Raw genomic sequence first — 19802 nt, 5'->3', positions numbered from 1 at the left:
GTTAGCTACGGCACCGCAGGAGTCAAAGCCCGCGACACCTAGCACCCATCGTTTACGGCGTGGACTACCAGGGTATCTAATCCTGTTTGCTCCCCACGCTTTCGCATCTCAGCGTCAGTCACCGTCCAGAAGGCCGCCTTCGCCACCGATGTTCCTCTCGATATCTACGAATTTCACCTCTACACCGAGAATTCCGCCTTCCTCTCCGGGACTCCAGTTCGTGAGTTTCAAATGCACTTCCTGGGTTGAGCCCAGGGCTTTCACATCTGACTTTACGAACCGCCTACATGCGCTTTACGCCCAGTAATTCCGAACAACGTTTGCACCCTCTGTCTTACCGCGGCTGCTGGCACAGAGTTAGCCGGTGCTTGCTAAAGGGGTACCGTCATCGAGCTGGATGTTAGCCAACCCTTATTCGTCCCCCTCCACAGAGCTTTACAACCCGAAGGCCTTCATCACTCACGCGGCGTCGCTGCGTCAGGCTTTCGCCCATTGCGCAAGATTCCCCACTGCTGCCTCCCGTAGGAGTCTGGACCGTGTCTCAGTTCCAGTGTGGCTGATCATCCTCTCAGACCAGCTACCCGTCTACGCCTTGGTAGGCCATTACCCTACCAACTAGCTGATGGGCCGCAGGCTCATCCCCTGGCGCCAGCTTTCATGAAGAGGCCGGCTTTGACCCCATCCTCTTTCGAAGACGTGGTCTCATGCTGTATTAGCGCTCCTTTCGGAACGTTATCCACCACCTGGGGGCAGATTACCTACGTGTTACTCACCCGTGCGCCGCTTTACCGGGGCCGAAGCCCTTTCTCGCTCGACTTGCATGTGTTAAGCGCGCCGCTAACGTTCGTTCTGAGCCAGGATCAAACTCTCCAGTTAAATCCTGTTGCGTCAGGCGGTGGCTAAGACCGCCTGATTTGCTCGTCATATTATGACGTGCGAGGTCGAGCTTGCGCTCGCCTTTGAACCCACGTCACTTCGTAGGCACACAACCCAGTTTTCAAGGACCGAGCAGGCAAGGCGGCTCGCCGGGCGAGCTGCTTGCCGTGTTCCACACCGATCTTCGCCGAGGAGCCGGCTCGCCTCGATCGCCTCCCCCTGGGGAGGTATCGCAGCGACGTTCACCTCTGACGAAGCCCGCCTATCGAGCGGCCCAGAGAGGCACGAACCTTCGTCCGCCGACTCTCCGCGTCCACCGATGCGCGGGGGGCCCTTCTTAGAACCCCTTTGCGAGGCTGTCAACCCTCTCTTTCGAGAGACTGACTTCGAGAGACCCGCCGGACAGTTTGGAGAGCTACAAGCGTTCGAGCTCCAGATACTACAGGAACCACTCGAAGGCTTTCGCGCCCTCCGGCTCTGCCGGTGTGCGAGGATTTACTCTAGAATCCTGCGGCGAGACTGTCAACCTTCTCCTTCGAGAAGGTCGCCGGAGCGACCAAGGCCGACAGAACGAGAGCTGTGGTCCAGCTCGGTTCGACGGCCTCGGCGATTCGTCAGGACCTACCCTATACCCACGCCGTGAAACTGTCAACGCTCGCGCGCCACGCGCCGCTCCAGCTCGTCCAAATCTGCGGTTCCAGGCTGCGAGCGTGCGGGAAGCGTGCGGGAGAAGAGAAACCGAGCGACCTGAAGAGCTGCCGGCTTGTTCTGTTCACCGGCCTCTTCAGGTTCTCAGCGCCGCAGTACGGCAGCGCTGCTGCGCGCCAGTGCCGACGGCTGTCTTTATTTAAGTCTTGACATCGGGATGTCAACCGTCGTGGCGGCCCCGGCAGTCACGGGCGCACCCAGGGTGCAGCCGCAACGAGGCTCAACCGCACCGACAGGCAGCCAAGCGGCTCCGCGCTCACGGCCGGCCTCAGCCGGACGCCGCGACGCGGCGGTCGCGCCGGGGCGGTCGCCTCCGGCCCGGCCGCCGCGCTGGCTCGCTTGCTCGGCTACTGCCGTGCCTTCTCGTCGAGGAAGCCGGTCACCCACGCGAACGGCGCGTTCCAGTTGATCGTGATCTCGTTGACGCTCCAGGCCTCGATGTGGTCCACGAAGCACCGCTGCGCGACGCACCCCTTCAGGCCGGCGCTCTGGACATGGGGGTCCTGGAGCGAGGAGTTCGGGCCGCCGGACACGGCGCCGGGCGGCGCCTTCGGGTACTTGCTGTTCGCCTGATGGGCCCAGAACCGGTGGTGCGGGTTCTCGAGCGGCTTCTCGCCATAGCCCGTCACGTACGACTGCCCGAGCGGGTTGCGCCCGAGGAGGTAGTCCATGCCGAGCACCACTCCGTCGAGGTACTTCGGCTGCTTGGTGAAGTCGTGGGCGAGCGCCACCACGAGCATGTTGTTCAGCACGCCCGAGTTCGAGCCCCAGTCGTACTTGCCTGCAGGCGTCCGAGCGACGAGCGTCCGGTACCCCTCCTTGTCGGCGATGGCGAGGTACTGGTCGGCCGCCTTCGCGATGCGGCCGCGGATCTCCTTCTGCCACGCCGCGTCCACGTGGCCGGGCACGATCGCCATCGAGATCTGGCCGAGCCCGTCGGTGACCCGCCAGTTCATCGACGCCGCGCCCCCTTCGATCTCCGTCGGGAACCGCGCGTTGAGCGGCGAGGCCTGCAGGAACTGCTTGTACTCCGGCTTCCCCGTCGTGACGAAGAGCTCCGCCGCGGCCCAGTAGAACTCGTCCTTGGCGTCCGTATCGTCGTAGGGCCCGCCGCCCTTGTCGCCGCCGGGCGGCGCGTAGAGGGCCGGGGTCTGCTTCGCCGCCGCCCAGGCGCGCTCGGCGGCCTTCAGGCACTTCGCCGAGAACGCCGCGTCCACCGTCTTCCAGATGCGCGCGCACTGCGCCCCCGTGGCCGCGACGTTGAGCGTCGCCGCGGTGCTCGGCTTGTGGAGCGAGCGCGGCTGCTTGTCCTCGTGCGGCGCGAGGCCGAGGCCCGTCCACGCGTCGTCGTGCATCTTGTGGTGCACCATGCCGGCGAGCGGCTTGCCTTCCGGCACCTGCATCCCCATCAGGAACTCGAGCTCCCAGCGGGCCTCGTCGAGGAGGTCGGGCACGCCGTTCTTGCCCTCGGGGATGTTGAGCTTGCCGTCCGCGAAGTCGGCGCTCGAGGCGCCGAGGTGCTTCGTGCGCTCGTACCAGTTGAGCAGCGTCCACACCGAGATGCCGCCGTTGACCACGTACTTGCCGTGGTCGCCGGCGTCGTACCAGCCGCGGGACGCGTCGAGCGCATAGTCGCAGCCGCTGTCCTTCAGGCAGCGCGTGCTCTTGTCGTGGAGGTGCCCCGCCGGGCGCGCCAGCTCGGGCTTGCCGGCGAACGGCATCTTGATCTCGATGCCGCTCCGGTTGTGGTAGAAATACGCGAGCGCGTCGTACTTGAGCTTCTGGTAAAGGCCCGTTCCAATGTCGAACGGGAAGCTCTTCTCCTCCCCCACCTTGAGCACGTAGCCCTGGCCCGGCGCCTTGATGATCGTGAAGTCGACGAGGTGGACGTGATCGCCGGAGGCGCCGTCCTTCCCGAAGACCTTGGTCTGGCCGCGCGCGACCGGCTTGCCGGCGCCGTCGAGCAGCTCCCACGCGAGCGGCGCGGTCGCCGCGTTGCTCACGCTGGCGATCTTGATCGCGCCGGGCAGATACCCGACCTGGTTCACGGCGACCTTCGGCGCCGTCGCCTCGGCCACGGGCGCGGCGGCCTTGAACTGCGGGTCGTCCAGGCGGATGTCGTCGATGCAGACCTCGAACGGCTCCTTGGCCGACGCCATGGCGCCGCCGATGTGGAACGCGAGCTCCGCCGTGGCGTCATCGGCCTTCCCCATCGAGAACTTGCCGGAGAAGGTCTTGGGCTCGGTGCCGAGCTCCACGGTGTCCGACCAGTACTCATCGTAAGGCGGGCCCGACATGCCGACCTTCGGGCGCGCCTTCGTGGGCGCGGACGCCCAGGCCTTGTACTGAATCGTGTAGCTGTGACCCTTCTGGATCACCATCTCCCGGTGGCGAAACTGGGCGTCCCAGTTGTTCGACCCCTTGTTCGTCACCGTCACGCAATAGGCGCCGTTCTTCACCTCGGCGCTGCCCGCGCCCGGCGCGGTGAACGAGGTGGTCCAGGGCAGGCTCTTGTTGTCGTTGAAGTCGGAGGCCTTGAGCAGGTTGGTCCGCGCGGCCTCGGGGCTCCCCGCGGCGCCCGTGTCAGCGCCGGCGGAGGGCGCGACCTCCGCTCCGGGGCCGTGCGAGGTCGCGCATCCAGCGCTCGGTCCGAGCGCGCCGAGCGCGCCGAGCACGAGCGCGGACACCCGCCCCGATCGGTTGAGGATCCACGGCTTGAGAGTGGGGTGGTTCATAAGTCCTCGGTTCACGGCTGTGTGCAAGAAGCGCACAAAAAGCGGCAATTTTGCCCATCTTGTCAAGCCCAATCCTCGCCGGCGCGTTGAATCCCGCGGGGGGCGCGCCGTCCTGCGAGCCCGCGGCCTCCGGAGGCCACGGAGCCGGCGCGCGCGCATCCGTGGTGCTCGAGCGTGGCGCTCGGGCCCCGGTCGATTCGCGCTGGTGCCGCTGGCGCGGCCACACTAGGCTCCGCCGAGCATCGCGTCGCACCTGGATCGCGACCGAGCACTCCAAGGAGACGACATGGCAAAGCACAGCTTCTCAGTCCCCTTCAGCGGTCCCTCTCAAGATATCGTCGCGAAGGCCAAGGCAGCGATCGAGAAGGCCGGCGGCAAGTTCAGCGGCAACGAGGGCAAGGGCGATTTCTCGGTGCCCACGCCGGCGGGGACGGTGAAGGGAACCTATTCCGTCGCCGCGCAGAGCTTCTCCGTCGACATCACGGACAAGCCGTTCATCGTCCCCGGCAGCACCATCGAATCCGAGGTACGCAAGTTCCTCGGGAAGGCCTGAGCCGCCCCCGCGCACCCGGGTAGTGGTCGCGTCTTTGCGTCTTTGCGTTTAATTCCCCCTCGCGATATCCGCTGCACAATCGCCGGCCGGCGGGGCGACAGCGCCCGACCCGTCAAGCGCCGTCGCCGGCGAAGTGCACCTTGAGGACGCTCTCCTCCGCGGGCACGCCGAGCCGCAGGGGAAAGCCGTAGTGTCCTGTCCCGCGGTGCACGTAGAGCCGGTCGGGGCCGCGGGCCCACAGGCCGTGATCCGGCATGTTCACGAAGAGCCGTAGGATGGTCCAGGAGCCGCCGAGGCTGACGAGGCCGAGCTGCCCGCCGTGGGTGTGGCCCGAGAGCACGAGATCGCCCTCGCCCTCGCCGAGGAGGCGGAACGCGCCTGGATCGTGGAGCAGGATGAGCCGGAGCGCCCCCTTCACGCGCGGGTGCCGGGCGCAGACCGCCGCCATGCGCTCCGCGCGATCGCGGTAATGGAAGTCCATCCCGAGCACCTGGACCGGCCCTGCGGCGGTCTCGACGAGCGCCGCATCGTCGACGAGCAGGCGCGCCCCCGCCCGGGAGAGCGCGGTCGCGACGTGGCGGGGCGACTCGTGATCGTGGTTGCCGTGGCACGCGAACACACGGCCCTCCAGGGCGCGGAGCGGGGACAGGGCCTCCGCGAGGTGCTCCGCGGTGTCCTGCGACTCCATGGTCAGGTAATCGCCGGTGAGCACGACGAGATCGGGTTCGCGCTCGACCGCGCGCTCACAGATGCCGCGGAGCCGCGCGACGGACATGAAGGGACCGATGTGAGGGTCGGTGATCTGGACGATGCAAAGGGGGCGGCGCGCGTCGAGCGCCTCCGCGCGCGGGAGCGGGTGGCGGCGCAGCCCCTCGACCGGAGCGCGGTCGACGACGATCTCGACCTCCTCGCGGCGGGCGGTGAGCGACTGGACGATGCCGATGCCGGCGAGGGCGAAGGGCACCCAGAGGCCGTACGGCGTCGCCCCGAGGCCGCTCGCGATGGCCCACGGGAACGACAGGAAGATCGCCGCGACGAAGTAGGACGCGGGGATGCTGACGAGCAGCCTGTAGGCGAGCGGGCGCATCCGCGGGCGCGAGAGCAGGAGGAAGTGCAGATACACCGCGCCCTGGAGGACCGCGAACGCCGGGGCGAGCGGGCCGGCGTGGCGGAAGAGGGCGCACGCGATCAGGGTATGGATGCCGAGCAGCACGCCGACGAACCGCGCGTAGAGCTGGCCGCGGCGGCGCCTCGCCGCCACGACGACGAGGAGCCAGGCCAGGACGGAGGCCACCCAGAACAGGACGACGGGGGAGAGGAACTTCAATCGACGGCTCCAGGCGACCCAGGCGCGCAGAGCCACCGCGGCCTGCCTTGCCTGGTCGGGTGCCAAGTCTCCCGCGTCCAGCGCGTCCGCGCCAGGCGCCCGGGGCCGCTCGAGGGGTCGAAGCGGCGCCCAATCCCGGGCGGATGAGGCTCAAGTGATCGCCATGAACCTCGCTGGAACCGCCCAACTCCAGCTTGTCCCGATGGCCAGGTCGTGGCCGGCGCTGCCCCGGTCGGCGCGCCCATCATAAAGATGCAGCTCGATGCGAACAGCGGGATGGCCCCTTGTTCCACGCCTCGAACGCGGCCGTTCCAGATCGCCGCCTGGCGCCGCGCCGGGGAACGCAGCATACTCGGTAGGTGATTCTTGAGCGGTCGCGGGCGGGCTTCGCGCGCCCGCCTCCGGGCCTCCCGCTCCGGCGGTCCCTGCACCGTAATCGACCCGGTGCGCCCATGGGTCTGCCCGGAGGCGCCGCCGCCGAGCCGGGCATGCCGTCATCGCAGGCCCCATCAATCTGCTTGCTGACGATCGCTGGCTTGACCTCGATGACGCCGGCAGCCGCCTGGCGGAGGCGGACTCCCTCGGCGCAAACGATCATCCGAACATGAATGATGATGTGGAGACAGAATGAAGAAGAAAGAACTTGGTAACAAGCTTTGTCTCGTGGTCTGCGCGGGCGCCGCGCTCGGTCTCACGGCCTGCGCGGGCGCCGAAGCGTCGGACGAGCCGCTCGAGGCGCTCGAGTCGCACTCGTCCGCGATCGTCGGCGGCGAGGTCGCCGAGGCGAGCCCCTGGGCCGTCCAGGTCTTCGACGTGCGCGGGAGCACGGGCGACTTCTACCAGTGCACAGGCACCCTCGTCGCGGCGCGCTGGGTGCTCACCGCGCAGCACTGCATCGCGGACGAGGGCGAGACGTCGGCGGTGCGCGTCGGCAGCAACACGTACCTCGGAGGCCAGCGCATCGAGGTCGACGCCGTCGAGGTGCCCTCGGCCGTGGCCGATATCGCCTTGCTCCACCTGACCGAGGACGCCGATGGCCCGTTCGTCCAGCTCGCCGAGGCGACGTCGACCTGGATCGGCAGCGACGCGACGGCCTACGGCTGGGGGAGCGAGGGCACGCCGCTGGTGATGGCGCCGTCGCTCAAGAAGGCGACCCTCCACATCAACGGCTGGCACTCCGACGAGGAGCTCAAGGCGACCGGCGTGACGGGCGCGGGCTGGAGCGGCGACTCCGGCGGCCCGTGGTTCGTCGACGGGCGTCAGGTCGCCGTGTTCTCGGCCTCGAACGGACAGGACGGCACGAACCTGCACGCGACGGTCACCGGCGTCGACGTGGCGCGCCACCGCGCCTGGATCGATGCCACCATCGCCGGCGCCCCCACCGTCCACCCCAGCAACCAGGTCGTGCTTTACGATCTCTCGAACTTCTCCGGCATCTCGCAGGGCTTCGGGCTCGGCCAGCACAACCTCCCGAACACGACGATCATCGGCGACAACCGCGCGAGCGCCATCAAGGTCCCCGCCGGGCTCCGGGTCACGGCCTTCATCCACCACAACTTCGGGGGCGAGGTGCGCATCTTCACCTCGGACACGGATCTCGTGGCCGCGGGCTTCAACGACGCGATCTCGGGCATCGTCGTCTCGAACGCCTCGGACCCGCAACTGGACGTTGTCACCTTCTACGAGCACGCCAACTTCTCGGGCGAATCGTTCCTGTACGGCGTCGGCCCCGCCGTCTTTCTCGGCGGCCCCTGGGCCTACTGGGACCAGAGGGCCAGCTCCGTCCGCGTCCCCCCCGGCTTCCAGGTGACGCTCTACGACTGGTTCTTGCAATACTCGACCGGGTCGCGCGTCCTCACGACAGACGCGAACCTCGCCTCCCACGGCTTCGACGACAAGACCCGAAGCTTCCTGATCGAGCGCTTGTAGGAGCGAGTCCCCGACCTCGATCCCCGGAGAGTGAGGGAGGCCCGCAACCTCGCTCCCCCTCCCCCGCTCACGCCTGCAGCACCCGCAGCGACCCCCTCACCACTCCATAGCTCCCCTCGGCCCGCAGCCCGCGCGCGACCTCCGCCGGCGCCGCCTCCCCGGCGAGCAGCCGTCGGTACGCCTCCACCACCCGCCGCGCCCCGTCGGCGTCCTCGCGCACGAGCTCGATCCGGAACCGGCGCACGCCGCTCTTCGCGAGCTCCGGCACGAGGTGCGCCGCGCTCTGCGGCGCCGCGTGAAACACCGTGTTCCGACACCCCACGTCCGCCTCGAGCGGGTGATCCATCCCCGCCCGGTCCCGCAGCGACAGCGCGTGCTTGTCGCACGGGCGACCGCAGGTGCGATGATCCTTCCCCTCCGAGAGCACCGCCGCGATGACGCAATGCTCCATGTGGAAGAGCGGCATCGGGTGGTGCACGACCACCTCGGCGAACGGCGCGAACGGCGAGTCGAGCAGCGCCGCGAGCTGCGCGGCGTCGAGGTCGAACGACGGCGTGAACGCGGCGAGCCCGCGCGAGAGGACCTCGCGCGCGGCCAGCTTGTTCGTGACGTTGAGCGAGAAATCGCCGATCCGGGGCACGCCCGGCGAGGCGTCGAGCAGCGCGCCGAAGCTGCGGACCAGGATCGCCGCCGGCCCGAGCGAGAGGAGGTACCTGTCGATCTTCTCCTCGCCCGGCTTGCGGATCCGCGGCGGCGCGACCGCCACGGAGGCTCCGGCCGCGATGAGCTCGCGCGCCGCGGCCCCGAGGCCGACCATCTCCAGGAAATCGAGGTAGACGCCGCTCGCGCCGGCGTCGAGCGCCGCGCGCGCCTGGCGCACGTTGCGGCACAGCACGAAGAGGCCGGGCGGCGGCGGCTCGATCGCCGGGGGGACGGCACCGGCGAGGAGCCCCTCCGCCGGCAGCGGAGCGCACGCATGGGGGCGGTGCGACGCCTCGATGAGCGCCGCGACGAGCGCCCGGCGGGCGCGGTTCAGCGCCGACGGCGGCACGAGCGCCGGCCCGTCGAGCGACAGCCCGACGCCGCGCAGGACGAACGGCGTGTCGCCCAGCCGATCGAGCTGCTTGCGCAGCGTGGCCTCGTCGAGCGGCGACCTGTCGGCGCGGCCGAGCGCGGCGTCGAGCTCGACGGCGGCCGACGCGCCGTCCTCGGTCGACGCCGAGAGCCGCGGGCGCTCGCCGAGGCGGCCCTCCAGGCGGACGTCGATCGCCACGCGGCGCGGGGCGCGATCGAGCGCCTCGCGGACCGCGCGCGCGCCCGCAGGGTCGCTCGTGCGGAAGACCCGGCGCCCGCGCAGCCCTCGCGCGCCGCGCAGCACGTCGTCCGGCAGGGGCCGATCCGGGCCGAGCCACACCTCGACGTCGCCGCCCGCCGGCGCGCGCTCGACCTCGCGGCCGTCGATCCACAGGCCCCAGATGCGGCCGCCGAGCTCGCCCTCGCCGGCGAAGCCCCCCTCCACGAGGATCCCCTCGCCGCGCGCTAGCGGCCGGGCGGCGCGCACGACAACGACCTCGTGGCCGCGCCGGCGGCCGGCGCCGCGCGCCTCACCGACCTCGATGCCGCGGTGGTCGCAGGTGCGGCCGTCGACCAGGCGCTGGTGGTCGACGCCGCGCAGGAAGCCGGGCCCCGAGCCGCGCGAGAACGCCTGGAGCGCCGCCTCGCGGTCCGTCGCCCCGGGGCCGGCCCCGGCGCCGAGCGCCGCGTCGATGGCGGCGCGGTAAAGCCGCGCGGTGGCGCCGACGTACTCGGGGCCCTTGAGGCGCCCCTCGATCTTCACCGAGGCGACGCCGAGCGCGACGAGGTCGGGGATGACGTCGGTGGCGTCGAGGTCCTCCGGCGAAAGGAGGTACGCCGCGTCGCCGAGGTCGCGGAGCGCGCCGTCGACGACGAGGCGGTAGGGCAGGCGGCAGGCCTGGGCGCAGGCGCCGCGGTTGGCGCTGCGGCCGCCGATGGCCTCGCTCGTGAGGCACTGCCCCGAGTAGGCGATGCAGAGCGCCCCGTGGACGAAGACCTCGAGCTCGACGTCGGTCGCCCGGCGGATGGCGGCGATGTCGTCGAGCGAGAGCTCCCGGGCGAGGATGACCCGCGCGGCGCCGAGCGACCGCGCGAGCTCGACGCTGGCCGCGTCGGTGCAGGTCATCTGCGTGGAGGCGTGGATCGGGAGCCCGGGCGCGAGCGCCCGCGCGAGGCGCATCACCGCGAGGTCCTGGACGATGACCGCATCGACGCCGGCCGACGCGCACGCCTCGATCGCGCCGCGGACCGCCGGGAGCTCGTCGTCGAACACGAGCGTGTTCAGGGTGACGTAGCCCTTCACGCCGTGGGCGTGGAGGAAGCGCATCGTCTCCGCGAGCTCCGCTGCGTCGAAGTTCGCGGCCCGGGCGCGGGCGTTGAAGGGCGACGACGCCGCCGCGCCGCCGCCCGCGGCGCCCCCCCGGAGGCCGAAGTAGACGGCATCGGCCCCGCCGCGCACGGCGGCTTCGAGGGCAGCGCGATCACCGGCCGGGGCGAGGACTTCAGGGCGCGCGGGCCGCATCATGCGGGCGGTTCTAGCAAGGGGTGGCGCCGTTGTCGCCCTGACACGAGCGGCATCCTGGAAAGCGTCGCGTCCGGCGCGCTCGGCCGCGCCCGGGCGCCTTGACCTGGCTTCCCGAGGTAGGGCACGATCCGCTGGATCACCGATCAGCCGCCCGCCCAGGCGCCCGGACGGCGCACGCCGCAGAGGGATGCCGATGAACCGAGACGGTCTTCGCTTGAGATACGCGCTGTCGGCGGCCGTGCTCTGGCTGCCAGCCGCGGTCGTCGCGGCGACCTCCGCGTGCTCCAGCGACGTCAGCTCGGCGGAGGTCTGCGCTCCTCCCGATTCGGCCTGCGACGGGGTCTGCGTGGCGCTGCGCTCCGATCGCGCGAACTGCGGCGCGTGCGGCGTGGCGTGCCCGGCCGCGGAGGTGTGCGTCGACGGCGCATGCGAGGGGGGTGGCGGCGGCGGCAGCGGCGGCACCGACGGCGTGGGCGGCGGCCCGCCGGCGTGCGGCGGCGACCGCCACCTGAAGCGCTGCGACGGCGCCTGCGTCGACACGCGCACCGACCCGAACCATTGCGGCAAGTGCGGCGCGCCGTGCGAGCCGGGCCGCGCGTGCGCCGGCGCCCTGTGCCAGCGGACCTGCCTGGAGGGCCTCACCGACTGCGCCGGCACCTGCGTCGACCTCACCGCCGATCCGCAGCATTGCGGCCAGTGCGATCGCGCCTGCGACCCCGGGCGGCCGTGCGAGGACGGCCGGTGCGGGTGCAGCGCCGAGCCCTCCCAGGACATCGGCTCCGGCGTCCCCCAGCGGGTCAGCGGCACGACATCCGGCGCCGACGACAGCCGCTCGCTGAGCTGCTCGGGGTCGGGCGCGGCGGATCAGACGTTCCTGTTCACCGCGCCCCACGCGGGGACCTACCTGTTCGACACCTTCGAGGCCTCCCACGACACGACGCTCGGGGCGCTGCGGGCGGACACCTGCGCCGAGCTGGCCTGCAACGACGATGCGGGGAGCCTCCAGTCGCAGATCGCCGTCGATCTCGCCGAGGGCGAGCCCGTCCTGGTGGTGGTGAGCGGCGCGGAGGGCGACTTCACGCTGCGCGTGACCGAGCCGGGACCGATCGTGTGCGCGCCCACCGCCCTGGAGCCCGTCGTTCCGCAGACCGTGACGGGCTCGACCGCCGGGCTCGAGGACTCGGTGTACGCGGACTGCGACATCGCCTCGAGCCAGGACGCCACGTACACCTTCACGGCCCCCGAGGACGGCCTCTACGTCTTCAGCGGGCGCGCCGCCTCCCGTGAGCTGATCGTCGAGGTCCGCGACGGCGGCACCTGCACCGGCGAGTCGCTCGCGTGCCAGTACGGCTCCAGCCAGGCGAGCGCGGTCGCGGAGCTCGAGGCCGGGCAGACGGCGCTCGTCGCCGTGGCGAGCCCGGGCCGCCCGCTGCCCGAGTTCACGCTGGAGATCTTCGAAGCCCCGACGTGTCCGGCGGTGAACCTCGGCTCGAGGGTCCCGCAGACGGTGACCGGGAACAACGAGGATCTCCCGAACGTGTCCTCGGCGTGCTTCTCGCCCACGAGCGGCGGCGAGGCGACCTACGGCTTCACCGCGCTGCACGACGGCGTGTACGTGTTCGATGCGACGGAATCGAGCTTCCCCGTCCTCCTGGAGGTGCGCCGCGAAGGGTGCCGGGGCGAGGTCATCATGTGCCTCGACGGCTCGTCCCAGCCTGCGCGCGCCGCGATCCCGCTCGCGGCCGGCGAGACCGCGGTCATCGCGCTGGACAGCCACGGCGAGGCGGGCGACTACGCGCTCGAGGTCACCGAGGCGGCGTGCCCCCTCATCGATCTCGGCTCGATGGCGCCGCAGACGGTCACAGGCACGACCGCGGGTCTCTCCGATTCCCTCGCGCCCGTCTGCGGCTCCTTCGGGGCTCCCGAGGCGACCTACTTGTTCACCGCCCCGGCCTACGCCCTCTATACCTTCGACACCGAGGGCTCGACGTTCGACACGCTCCTGGACGTGCGGGACGGCGCGTGCGCCGGCCCCTCGCTCAAGTGCAATGACGACGCCGACCCCGAGGGGGCCGCCACCCACTCGCGGTTGACCCTGCCCCTCTCCGCCGGTCAGGCCGTGATCGTCTCCGTGGACGGCTACGAAGCGAGCGGGGAGTACACGCTCAACGTCGCCCGGCAGGAGGTGCCGCCGTGCCCGCTCTTCGATCTCGGCGACTCGGTCCCTCAGGCGGTCACGGGCAACAATGAAGGCTATCTCGATATCCTGACGCCCGAGTGCGGCGGGGGCCCCGGCGGCGAGGCGACCTACGCCTTCACCGCGCCCGCGGAGGGATATTACGACATCAACACCGTGGGCTCCACGATCGAGACGGTCCTGTCCGTGCGCCTGGGCGGGTGCAGGGGTCCCGAGATAGCCTGCGTCAGCGACGGGAGGAGCTCGCGCGCGCTCGTGCTGCTCGACGCTGGCCAGGCGGTCCTGATCAGCGTCGACACGAGCGGCGAGGGAGGCGACTACGCGCTCAACGTGAGCCAGTCCGACGGCTCCGGCACGTCGGACTCCGGCCATTACGAGCTCAACATCCATCTTTGACCCGCGCCGCCCGGCGGCGCCGCGGATCCCCATCTCCGACAGGATCTAGAACGGGACGAAGTCCTGATCGCCCGCGGCGTGCGGCACGCGCCCGTTGCTCGATGCGCCGCCGCTCGGGGGGCCCTTCTGCGGCGGCCTCCACAGCGCCCTGCCGCCGCGGCGGTCCGGTAGACGCCCCGGCGCCGCAGGCCTGTGGCCCGGGTCGCCGTCGCTCTCCTGCGCGAGGCGGAACGACGCCATCACGTTCTGAAGCTGCTCTGCCTGCGCCGACAGCTCGGCCGCCGTGCTGGCGAGCTCCTCGGAGATCGCCGCGTTGCGCTGCGTGGACTGCTCTATCAGCTCCACCGCCCCGCTGATCTGGGCCACGCCGTTCGACTGCTCCTTGGATGCCACGGCGACGCCCTGCACCAGCTCCGCGGTCTCCCGGATCGACGGGACGAGCTCCGCGATGAGCTGTCCCGAGCGCTCCGCGACGACGATGCTCGACGCGGCGAACGAGCCGATCTCCTTCGCCGCATCCCGGCTTCGCTCGGCCAGCCGCCGCACCTCCGTGGCGACCACGGCGAACCCCTTGCCGTGCTCGCCCGCGCGAGCCGCCTCGATCGCGGCGTTCAAGGCGAGCAGGTTCGTCTGGTACGCGATCTCCTCGATGATCACGATCCGCTGGGTGATCGCCTTCATCGCCTCGACCGTCTCCCGGACCGCCTGACCGCTCTGCTCCGCGTCCCTCGTCCTCCGGTGCGCCGTCTCCTCGACCTGCTTGCAGTTGGCGGCGTTCTTCGCGATCGTGCCGCTCAGCTGCTGCAGGCTGGCCATCGTCTCCTCCACGGACGCCGCCTGCTCGCTGGTGCCCTGCGACAGGCTCTGCGCCGTCGCCGAGAGCTGCACCGAGACCGAGGAGACCGAGATCGCGCCGCTCCGGACCTCGCCGATGAGGCCCGCCAGGCGCTCCGACATGGCCTTCACGGCGCCGAGCATCTGGCCGAACTCGTCGGAGCTCTTCACCTTGACGTCGCCCGTGAAGTCGCCCCCGGCGATGCGCTGGTGGATCGACACCGCCTGGGTGAGCGGCAAGAGGATCATCCTGCTGAAGACGATGGCGAGCACGGCGGCGACGACGATCGCGAGCAGACCTCCTATCTGCAGCGTCACGTACATCGTCTTGACGAGCGCGTTCGTCGCCGCCTGCCGCTGGCCGAGGAGGGCGATCTCCTCGTCATCGATCTCCTTGAGCGCCGCGCGCATCTGGTCCATGAGGCTCTTCTCGCGCCCCTTCCTGACCTCCTCGACGGCGCGATCCGCCGACGCCTTCACGTCGTCCGCGCTGCGGCGTTGCTGGATGATCGGCTCCAGCACGGAGGAGAGCCACTCGTCCTGGAGCTTGTCGATCTTCTCGAGGCGCGCCTGCTGGCGCGGGTTGTCCCTGGTGAGCTCCCGGGCACGACTCATGTTTTGCTCGAACCGATCGCGCCCGCTGCGGTACGGCTCCAGGAACGATTCCACCCCGGTGATGACGAAGCCACGCTCCCCTGTCTCGATGTCGAGCAGCGACTCCATGATCTCGCTCGCCGCGAGCATCACCTCGTACGAGTGCTGGTCCCATGAGCGGGCCTCGTCGAGCTCCGCGAACCTCTTGTAGGCCGTGCCCGCCAGTCCGAGGACGATGACGACCATGGCGGCGAAGCCGAGGTAGAGCTTCCGGCCTACTCCGATATGCGCAAGCATGATGCATGCTCCGGGCTAGATGTGTTGCGGCTTCCTTCGAGCCCTGCCGGGGGCTGGAGCCGATAAATGGATGGCGCGACGCACCGCACGCGGTGGTCCGTCCCGTGGAGGCCCTCGGCGTGTCCGAGGAACAGGTACCCTGAAGGCGCGAGGCTGGCGATGAGCCTCGCCACGATCGACGCCTTCGTCGCGGCGTCGAAGTAGATGAGGACGTTCCGGCAGAAGATCAGATCGAACAGGCCGAATCGCCTGGGCGCCGCGTCGAGCAGGTTGAAGCGCCGGAAGGAGATGAGCCTGCGCAGCTCCGGCCGGGCCTTCATCAGGCCCGCGCTCGCGCCCGTCCCGCGGAGCATGTAGGTGCGCAGGCGCTCCTCCGGGATCTCCGAGGCCCGCTCGATCGGCCACACCGCGCGTTGCGCCTGGTCGAGCGCGCGGACGGACAGGTCCGTCGCGAGGATGCAGATCTCCGGAGCGCCGGTCGACGCGGCGCCGGCCCATGGCGGCGCCTGTCTCGCCGCGTCGCTGCGCTCCCGGGAGGGCAGGCTGTCGAGCAACGACATCGCTATCGAGTAGGGCTCTTCCCCGGTCGAGCAGGCCGCGCTCCAGGCGCGCAGCGGGCGGCCGCCGCGCGCGAAGGGCGCTCCGTGGCCCGCGCCCTCGTGCCACGCCGGGAGGATCTCGCGCTCGAGGAGCTCGAACTGATCGCGCTCCCGGAAGAAATGGGTCTCGTTCGTGCAGATGCAGTCGAGCATGTGCACGAGCTCGCCCTCGCCCTCGCCGCCCGGCGCGGTCACGCGGCGGTAGTACTCGCCGAAGCTGCGGAGCCCGAGCGCGCGGAGCCGGGGCCCGAGGCGGCAGAGCAGGAGCGGCTTCTTCTGCGGGCCGAGCGCGATGCCCGAGGCGCGCTTGACGAGCCTCTGGAACAGCGCGAACTCCTCGTCGCTGAGGGCGCGCGGGCCCAGCTCGGCGAGCGAGATCATGGCCTGTCCCCTTCGCCGGCCGGCGCGCCGTGGCTGCCTGGGAGCGCCGGCGGGGCCCCGGGGGCCGAGGGGCCGGGCGTCGCCGAGGCCAGGAGCTCCGCCGGCGAGAGGATGCGGTCGATGTTGAGCAGCAGCACGAGCTTCTGGCCCACCTTCGCCATCCCGAGCAGCTGATCCACGCGCACCTGCGCGCCGAAGGCCGGCGCGTGCTCGATCTCGTCCTCGGAGAGCGTGAGCACATCGCCCACGCCGTCGATGAGCAGGCCGAGGCGGGTGTTCTCGCCGTCGAGCTCGGTCTCGACGATGAGGACGCACGTCCACCGGCTCACCCTCGTCGGCGGCAGTCCGAGCTTGACCGCGAGATCGATGACCGGAACGACGCGGCCCCGAAGGTTCATGGCGCCGACGATGCACGCTGGCATCATCGGGACCCGCGATGTGACGCTGTGCTCGACGATCTCCCGCGCCCGGAGGATGTTCACCGCGTACTCGTCCCCCGCGATGATGAAGGACACGTATTGCGACACGGGGCTCGACGCGTCGGAGATCATGACGCCTCCATTGGAGAGAGATGACAGACGGGCGCCCTGCGCGCCGGGGCGCCGGCTCATCCTGGGCTGCCTCCGGCGGCCGATGGCGCTGCCCTGCGCTCGTCGGGGGCGTCGACCGGGCCGAGGTCCCCGAGGACGCCGCCGAGCAACGCGTCGACGTCGAGGATCATCGCCACGCTGCCGTCGCCGAGGATGGTCGAGCCGGAGATGCCCCGGACGCGGCGAAACAGCTGGCCGAGCGGCTTGACCACCGTGCGCCCCTCGCCCTCGAGGAGGTCGACCACGAGGCCGGCCTCGGCGCCGTCGTGCGCGACGATGACGACGCGCTCATCCGGCGGGGGAGCTCCGCCGAGCCCGAGGAGCGCCCGGAGGCGGACGCACGGCAGCCCGCGTCCGCGCCGGATCATGAGCCCCTGGGCGCCGCCGTGCGCGAGCGTGCCGCGGGGCAGATCGCAGCAGGCGAGCACCGCGCGGAGCGGGATCACGTACCGCTCGCCGCCGATCCCGACGGAGAGCCCCTCGATGGTGGCCAGGGTGAGCGGGAGCTGGATCGACAGCGACGTGCCGTGCTCTTCGCGGCTCTCGATCCGGATCGTACCCTGGATCGACTCCACGCTGCGCCGCACGACATCCATGCCCATACCGCGCCCCGCCAGGTGGGAGGACTCCGCCGCCGTGGAGAACCCGGGCTCGAACACGAGGCTGAAGAGCTCATGATCGGGGAGCGTCTCGGGCGCCGGGTGCCTCCTCAGCGCGCAGACGCGGGCGGCGATGCGCTCGCGGCTCATCCCGGCGCCGTCGTCGGAGATCCGGAGCGCGATGCCGCCCCGCTCGTGCGCGGCGTGCAGGGTGATCGTGCCGCAGGGGTCCTTGCCCGCGGCGCGCCGCGCCTCGGGCGGCTCGATGCCGTGACAGATCGCGTTGCGCAGGAGGTGCGTCAGGGCGTCCCGGAACCGCTCGACCACGGCCGTGTCCACCTCGACGTCGCCGTGCACGACGAAGAGGCGCGCCTGCCTGCCGTGCGCGTGGGCGAGATCGCGCACCGTGCGCTCGTAGTGCCGGAACCAGGGGCCGACCGGCACCATGCGCGCGGCGCGCACCGCCTCCTCCAGCTCCTTGCAGAGCCGATCTTGCTCCTCCATCTCGTCGCGCAGCGCAGCGCCGGCATCGCCGCGCACCGCGCGGAGCGTCCGAGCGATCCTGTTCCGGCCCAGGGTGAGCTCTCCGATGAGATCCGCCATGCGATCGAGCTTCTCGACGGCGACACGGATGCTCTTGATGCTCGTCGCTCCCTCCGCGTCGTCCTCGGTCGCGCGGCGCGCGCTCGCCGCCCCCGCGCCCTCTTTCGCCTTCAGCCCTCCGCGCCGCGCTTCCTCCAGGCGCGCGACGACCTCTCTGTACGAGGTGCTGCGCTCGGCCTGCCCCCGCTCGACCTCGGCGACGAGCCGGCGGGCGGCGTCCACCATCTCGAGCAGCAGCGAGAGCACGGGCGTCGAGAGCGGGAGTTCGCCGCGGCAGAGCGCCTCGATGACGTCCTCGGCGGCGTGCCCGAGCTCGCTCAAGCCGCCGAGGCCTACCGAGCCGGCGCTCCCCTTGAGCGTATGAGTGGCGCGGAAGATGCGCTGGAGGAGATCGTGAGCGTCGCCGCCGGCCTCGAGTTGCAGCAGAGCGCGCTCGATCTCGTCGAGGATCTCGTGCGCCTCTGGCATGAACGTCTGGAGCAGCTCGTCGCGATCGCAATCCATGCGGTTCACAGAGGCTGGATCGAGATGGCGCCGTCGCTCGTCCGGAAGACGATCTTGCGTCCCCGGTCGCCGCCCGTCTCGAGCTGGGCGATCCGTATCCGCTCCGCGCGCAGGAACGCGAGCCCGGCATCCACGTTCTGGGCGCCGAGGTGGGTGCCGCGCTCCCGGAACGCGGAGATGAGGCAGGCGCCCCCGACGACGCGCGCTTGCAGCGCCCGGCTGGAGGCCCCGAGCTCCACGAGGCGCTCGAGGAGGCGCTGGCATGCGAACTCGGCGAAGCGGACCGACGCCCCCCTCTGGCCTGGACATTCCGGAAGCACGTAATGGTTCATCCCGCCGACGCCGGTGGTAGCGTCCCAGAGGCAGATCGCCACACAGGACCCAACGATGGTGGTCACCATGGTCGGCTCGGGCGAGGCGAACAGCTGGCCTGGCATGACGTGTTGGGCCTCCGCCGGCAGCGAGCGCCAGCTGGGCGGTCCGGCCGACGCGGACGGCGCCCGTGGGTCGGACGGACGGGTCCTCTCCTCTCTGCCGACATCGTCGGGCAGGGGTACGGATCCATCGTCGCCGCTGGAAGAGGCGAGACGTGTGCCCTCGGATGCCCTCGCCGCCGTGTCAGTCGCCAAGGCAGTTCCTGACCTTTTCCAGGAGCTCCATCGTGTCGATGGGCTTCGTGACGAAATCGGAGCAGCCGCACAGGAATCCCTGTTCCATGTGCGCGACATCGCTCCGGCTGGTGACGAGCAGGATCGGCGTGCTCCGCGTCGCATCCTCCGCGCGCAGCTGCCGGCAGGCGTCGAACCCGTTCATGTGCGGCATGACGACATCGAGGAGGATGAGATCCGGCCGCTGCGCCAAGGCCACTTCGATCCCCTGGCCGCCGTCGTTCGCCGTGATGAGGTCGTAGTGCTTGCTCAGCGCCATCTGCTCGATACGCAGGATGGTCTGAGAATCGTCGACCAGCAGAATCTTCTTCCGAAGCATCGTTGCCCCCTCGATCCGATTCAGCGGATATGGCGCGGCCGTACCATCGCGCATGGCCAGCATGAATCCCCCTCTTTCACCTACCTACAGGGCGTCTCCCCCCGAGCCGGTCCACCCTACCATGACAGTAGGCGAACACTCCAATAGAAATTTGCAACAGGCACGCACCTGGTTTCTGTCGGTCGCGATGATTTGCCGGCGCGCCCGGATCCTCCATGAGGTTCGAGGCCACGGCTCTGGGCATGCAGGCGGGCTGGCTCTGGCGCTGGTAGGCCTGCAGCCGGAGCGCGCAGCCTCGAGTGGAGACGCCATCCCCGCATCGACAGCGATCGCGCGCGGAACAGGCGCGCGAGCTCCGCGACAGGGAGCTCATGGCGGTCGAAGGCAGGTGGAAGGGAGACCGTAGGGAGGCAGGTAGAGAGAAGCAAAGGATGTGCGCCGCAACGCACAGCAAGCCTGAAGGAGCGACACGCGGGTGCGTTCGGATGTCGAGC

Annotated in this window: 12 protein-coding genes and 1 rRNA gene (1 of these 13 cut by a window edge); 3 read left to right on the top strand and 10 right to left on the bottom strand. The window is 70.4% G+C overall.

The features are described 5' to 3' along the window. Together WMF28_RS10550 and WMF28_RS10545 are read right to left on the bottom strand one after the other, a co-directional pair. Positions 1-876, bottom strand: a 16S ribosomal RNA gene (locus WMF28_RS10550) (it extends 681 nt beyond the left edge of the window). A 1055-nt stretch (positions 877-1931) separates the two neighbouring features. After that, positions 1932-4319: a glycoside hydrolase family 9 protein gene (locus WMF28_RS10545; protein WP_437602037.1), complete on the bottom strand. Its 2388-nt coding sequence runs from the start codon at positions 4317-4319 to the stop codon at positions 1932-1934. A gap of 286 nt (positions 4320-4605) precedes the next feature. Here WMF28_RS10545 and WMF28_RS10540 point away from each other — a divergent pair, with 286 nt between their 5' ends. Next, a complete protein-coding gene (locus WMF28_RS10540; protein ID WP_437602036.1) occupies positions 4606-4872 on the top strand; it encodes a hypothetical protein in 267 nt (88 codons plus the stop codon). Between the two features lie 112 nt (positions 4873-4984). On the opposite strand, the gene WMF28_RS10535 is transcribed toward WMF28_RS10540, so the two are convergent. After that, complete coding sequence (locus WMF28_RS10535; RefSeq protein ID WP_437602035.1) at positions 4985-6235, bottom strand: metallophosphoesterase; 1251 nt, start codon at positions 6233-6235, stop codon at positions 4985-4987. Positions 6236-6826: 591 nt separating this feature from the next. On the opposite strand from WMF28_RS10535, the gene WMF28_RS10530 reads away from it, so the two are divergent. Continuing rightward, complete coding sequence (locus WMF28_RS10530; protein ID WP_437602034.1) at positions 6827-8128, top strand: trypsin-like serine protease; 1302 nt, start codon at positions 6827-6829, stop codon at positions 8126-8128. A gap of 67 nt (positions 8129-8195) precedes the next feature. Here the strand turns inward: WMF28_RS10530 and WMF28_RS10525 are convergent, their stop codons facing one another. After that, positions 8196-10727: a DUF3656 domain-containing U32 family peptidase gene (locus tag WMF28_RS10525; protein ID WP_437602032.1), complete on the bottom strand. Its 2532-nt coding sequence runs from the start codon at positions 10725-10727 to the stop codon at positions 8196-8198. Between the two features lie 214 nt (positions 10728-10941). Here WMF28_RS10525 and WMF28_RS10520 point away from each other — a divergent pair, with 214 nt between their 5' ends. Next, positions 10942-13320 (top strand): MXAN_6577-like cysteine-rich protein, encoded by a 2379-nt coding sequence (locus WMF28_RS10520; protein ID WP_437602031.1) that lies wholly within the window; start codon positions 10942-10944, stop codon positions 13318-13320. 45 nt (positions 13321-13365) lie between these two features. Here the strand turns inward: WMF28_RS10520 and WMF28_RS10515 are convergent, their stop codons facing one another. The 6 genes from WMF28_RS10515 to WMF28_RS10490 form a co-directional block, all read right to left on the bottom strand. Then, positions 13366-15045, bottom strand: a complete 1680-nt coding sequence (locus WMF28_RS10515; protein ID WP_437602029.1) for a methyl-accepting chemotaxis protein — start codon at positions 15043-15045, stop codon at positions 13366-13368. Then, positions 15024-16025 carry a CheR family methyltransferase gene (locus WMF28_RS10510; RefSeq protein WP_437602028.1) on the bottom strand — a complete coding sequence of 334 codons (1002 nt, stop codon included), beginning with the start codon at positions 16023-16025 and terminating at the stop codon, positions 15024-15026. The genes WMF28_RS10515 and WMF28_RS10510 overlap by 22 nt, the downstream gene beginning before the upstream one ends. Continuing rightward, positions 16022-16576 (bottom strand): chemotaxis protein CheW, encoded by a 555-nt coding sequence (locus WMF28_RS10505; RefSeq protein WP_437602027.1) that lies wholly within the window; start codon positions 16574-16576, stop codon positions 16022-16024. Before WMF28_RS10505 ends, WMF28_RS10510 begins: the two co-directional genes overlap by 4 nt. A gap of 56 nt (positions 16577-16632) precedes the next feature. Continuing rightward, positions 16633-18321 carry a chemotaxis protein CheA gene (locus tag WMF28_RS10500; RefSeq protein ID WP_437602026.1) on the bottom strand — a complete coding sequence of 563 codons (1689 nt, stop codon included), beginning with the start codon at positions 18319-18321 and terminating at the stop codon, positions 16633-16635. A 5-nt stretch (positions 18322-18326) separates the two neighbouring features. Beyond that, a complete protein-coding gene (locus WMF28_RS10495; protein ID WP_437602025.1) occupies positions 18327-18758 on the bottom strand; it encodes a chemotaxis protein CheD in 432 nt (143 codons plus the stop codon). A gap of 181 nt (positions 18759-18939) precedes the next feature. Further along, entirely contained in the window at positions 18940-19371 is a 432-nt protein-coding gene (locus tag WMF28_RS10490) for a response regulator (protein ID WP_437602024.1), read from the bottom strand. Between the last annotated feature and the right edge of the window lie 431 nt (positions 19372-19802).

Source organism: Sorangium sp. So ce590, from assembly GCF_051521365.1.
Classification (GTDB): Bacteria; Myxococcota_A; Polyangia; order Polyangiales; family Polyangiaceae; genus Sorangium.
This window is presented reverse-complemented; position numbering and strand designations above follow the sequence as displayed.

Coding starts and splice junctions, on each gene's coding strand:
- WMF28_RS10505 (WP_437602027.1), bottom strand. CDS start 16,576: ATGATCTCCGACGCGTCGAGCCCCGTGTCGCAATACGTGTCCTTCATC.
- WMF28_RS10515 (WP_437602029.1), bottom strand. CDS start 15,045: ATGCTTGCGCATATCGGAGTAGGCCGGAAGCTCTACCTCGGCTTCGCC.
- WMF28_RS10530 (WP_437602034.1), top strand. CDS start 6,827: ATGAAGAAGAAAGAACTTGGTAACAAGCTTTGTCTCGTGGTCTGCGCG.
- WMF28_RS10490 (WP_437602024.1), bottom strand. CDS start 19,371: ATGCTGGCCATGCGCGATGGTACGGCCGCGCCATATCCGCTGAATCGG.
- WMF28_RS10510 (WP_437602028.1), bottom strand. CDS start 16,025: ATGATCTCGCTCGCCGAGCTGGGCCCGCGCGCCCTCAGCGACGAGGAG.
- WMF28_RS10545 (WP_437602037.1), bottom strand. CDS start 4,319: ATGAACCACCCCACTCTCAAGCCGTGGATCCTCAACCGATCGGGGCGG.
- WMF28_RS10525 (WP_437602032.1), bottom strand. CDS start 10,727: ATGATGCGGCCCGCGCGCCCTGAAGTCCTCGCCCCGGCCGGTGATCGC.
- WMF28_RS10500 (WP_437602026.1), bottom strand. CDS start 18,321: ATGGATTGCGATCGCGACGAGCTGCTCCAGACGTTCATGCCAGAGGCG.
- WMF28_RS10540 (WP_437602036.1), top strand. CDS start 4,606: ATGGCAAAGCACAGCTTCTCAGTCCCCTTCAGCGGTCCCTCTCAAGAT.
- WMF28_RS10495 (WP_437602025.1), bottom strand. CDS start 18,758: ATGCCAGGCCAGCTGTTCGCCTCGCCCGAGCCGACCATGGTGACCACC.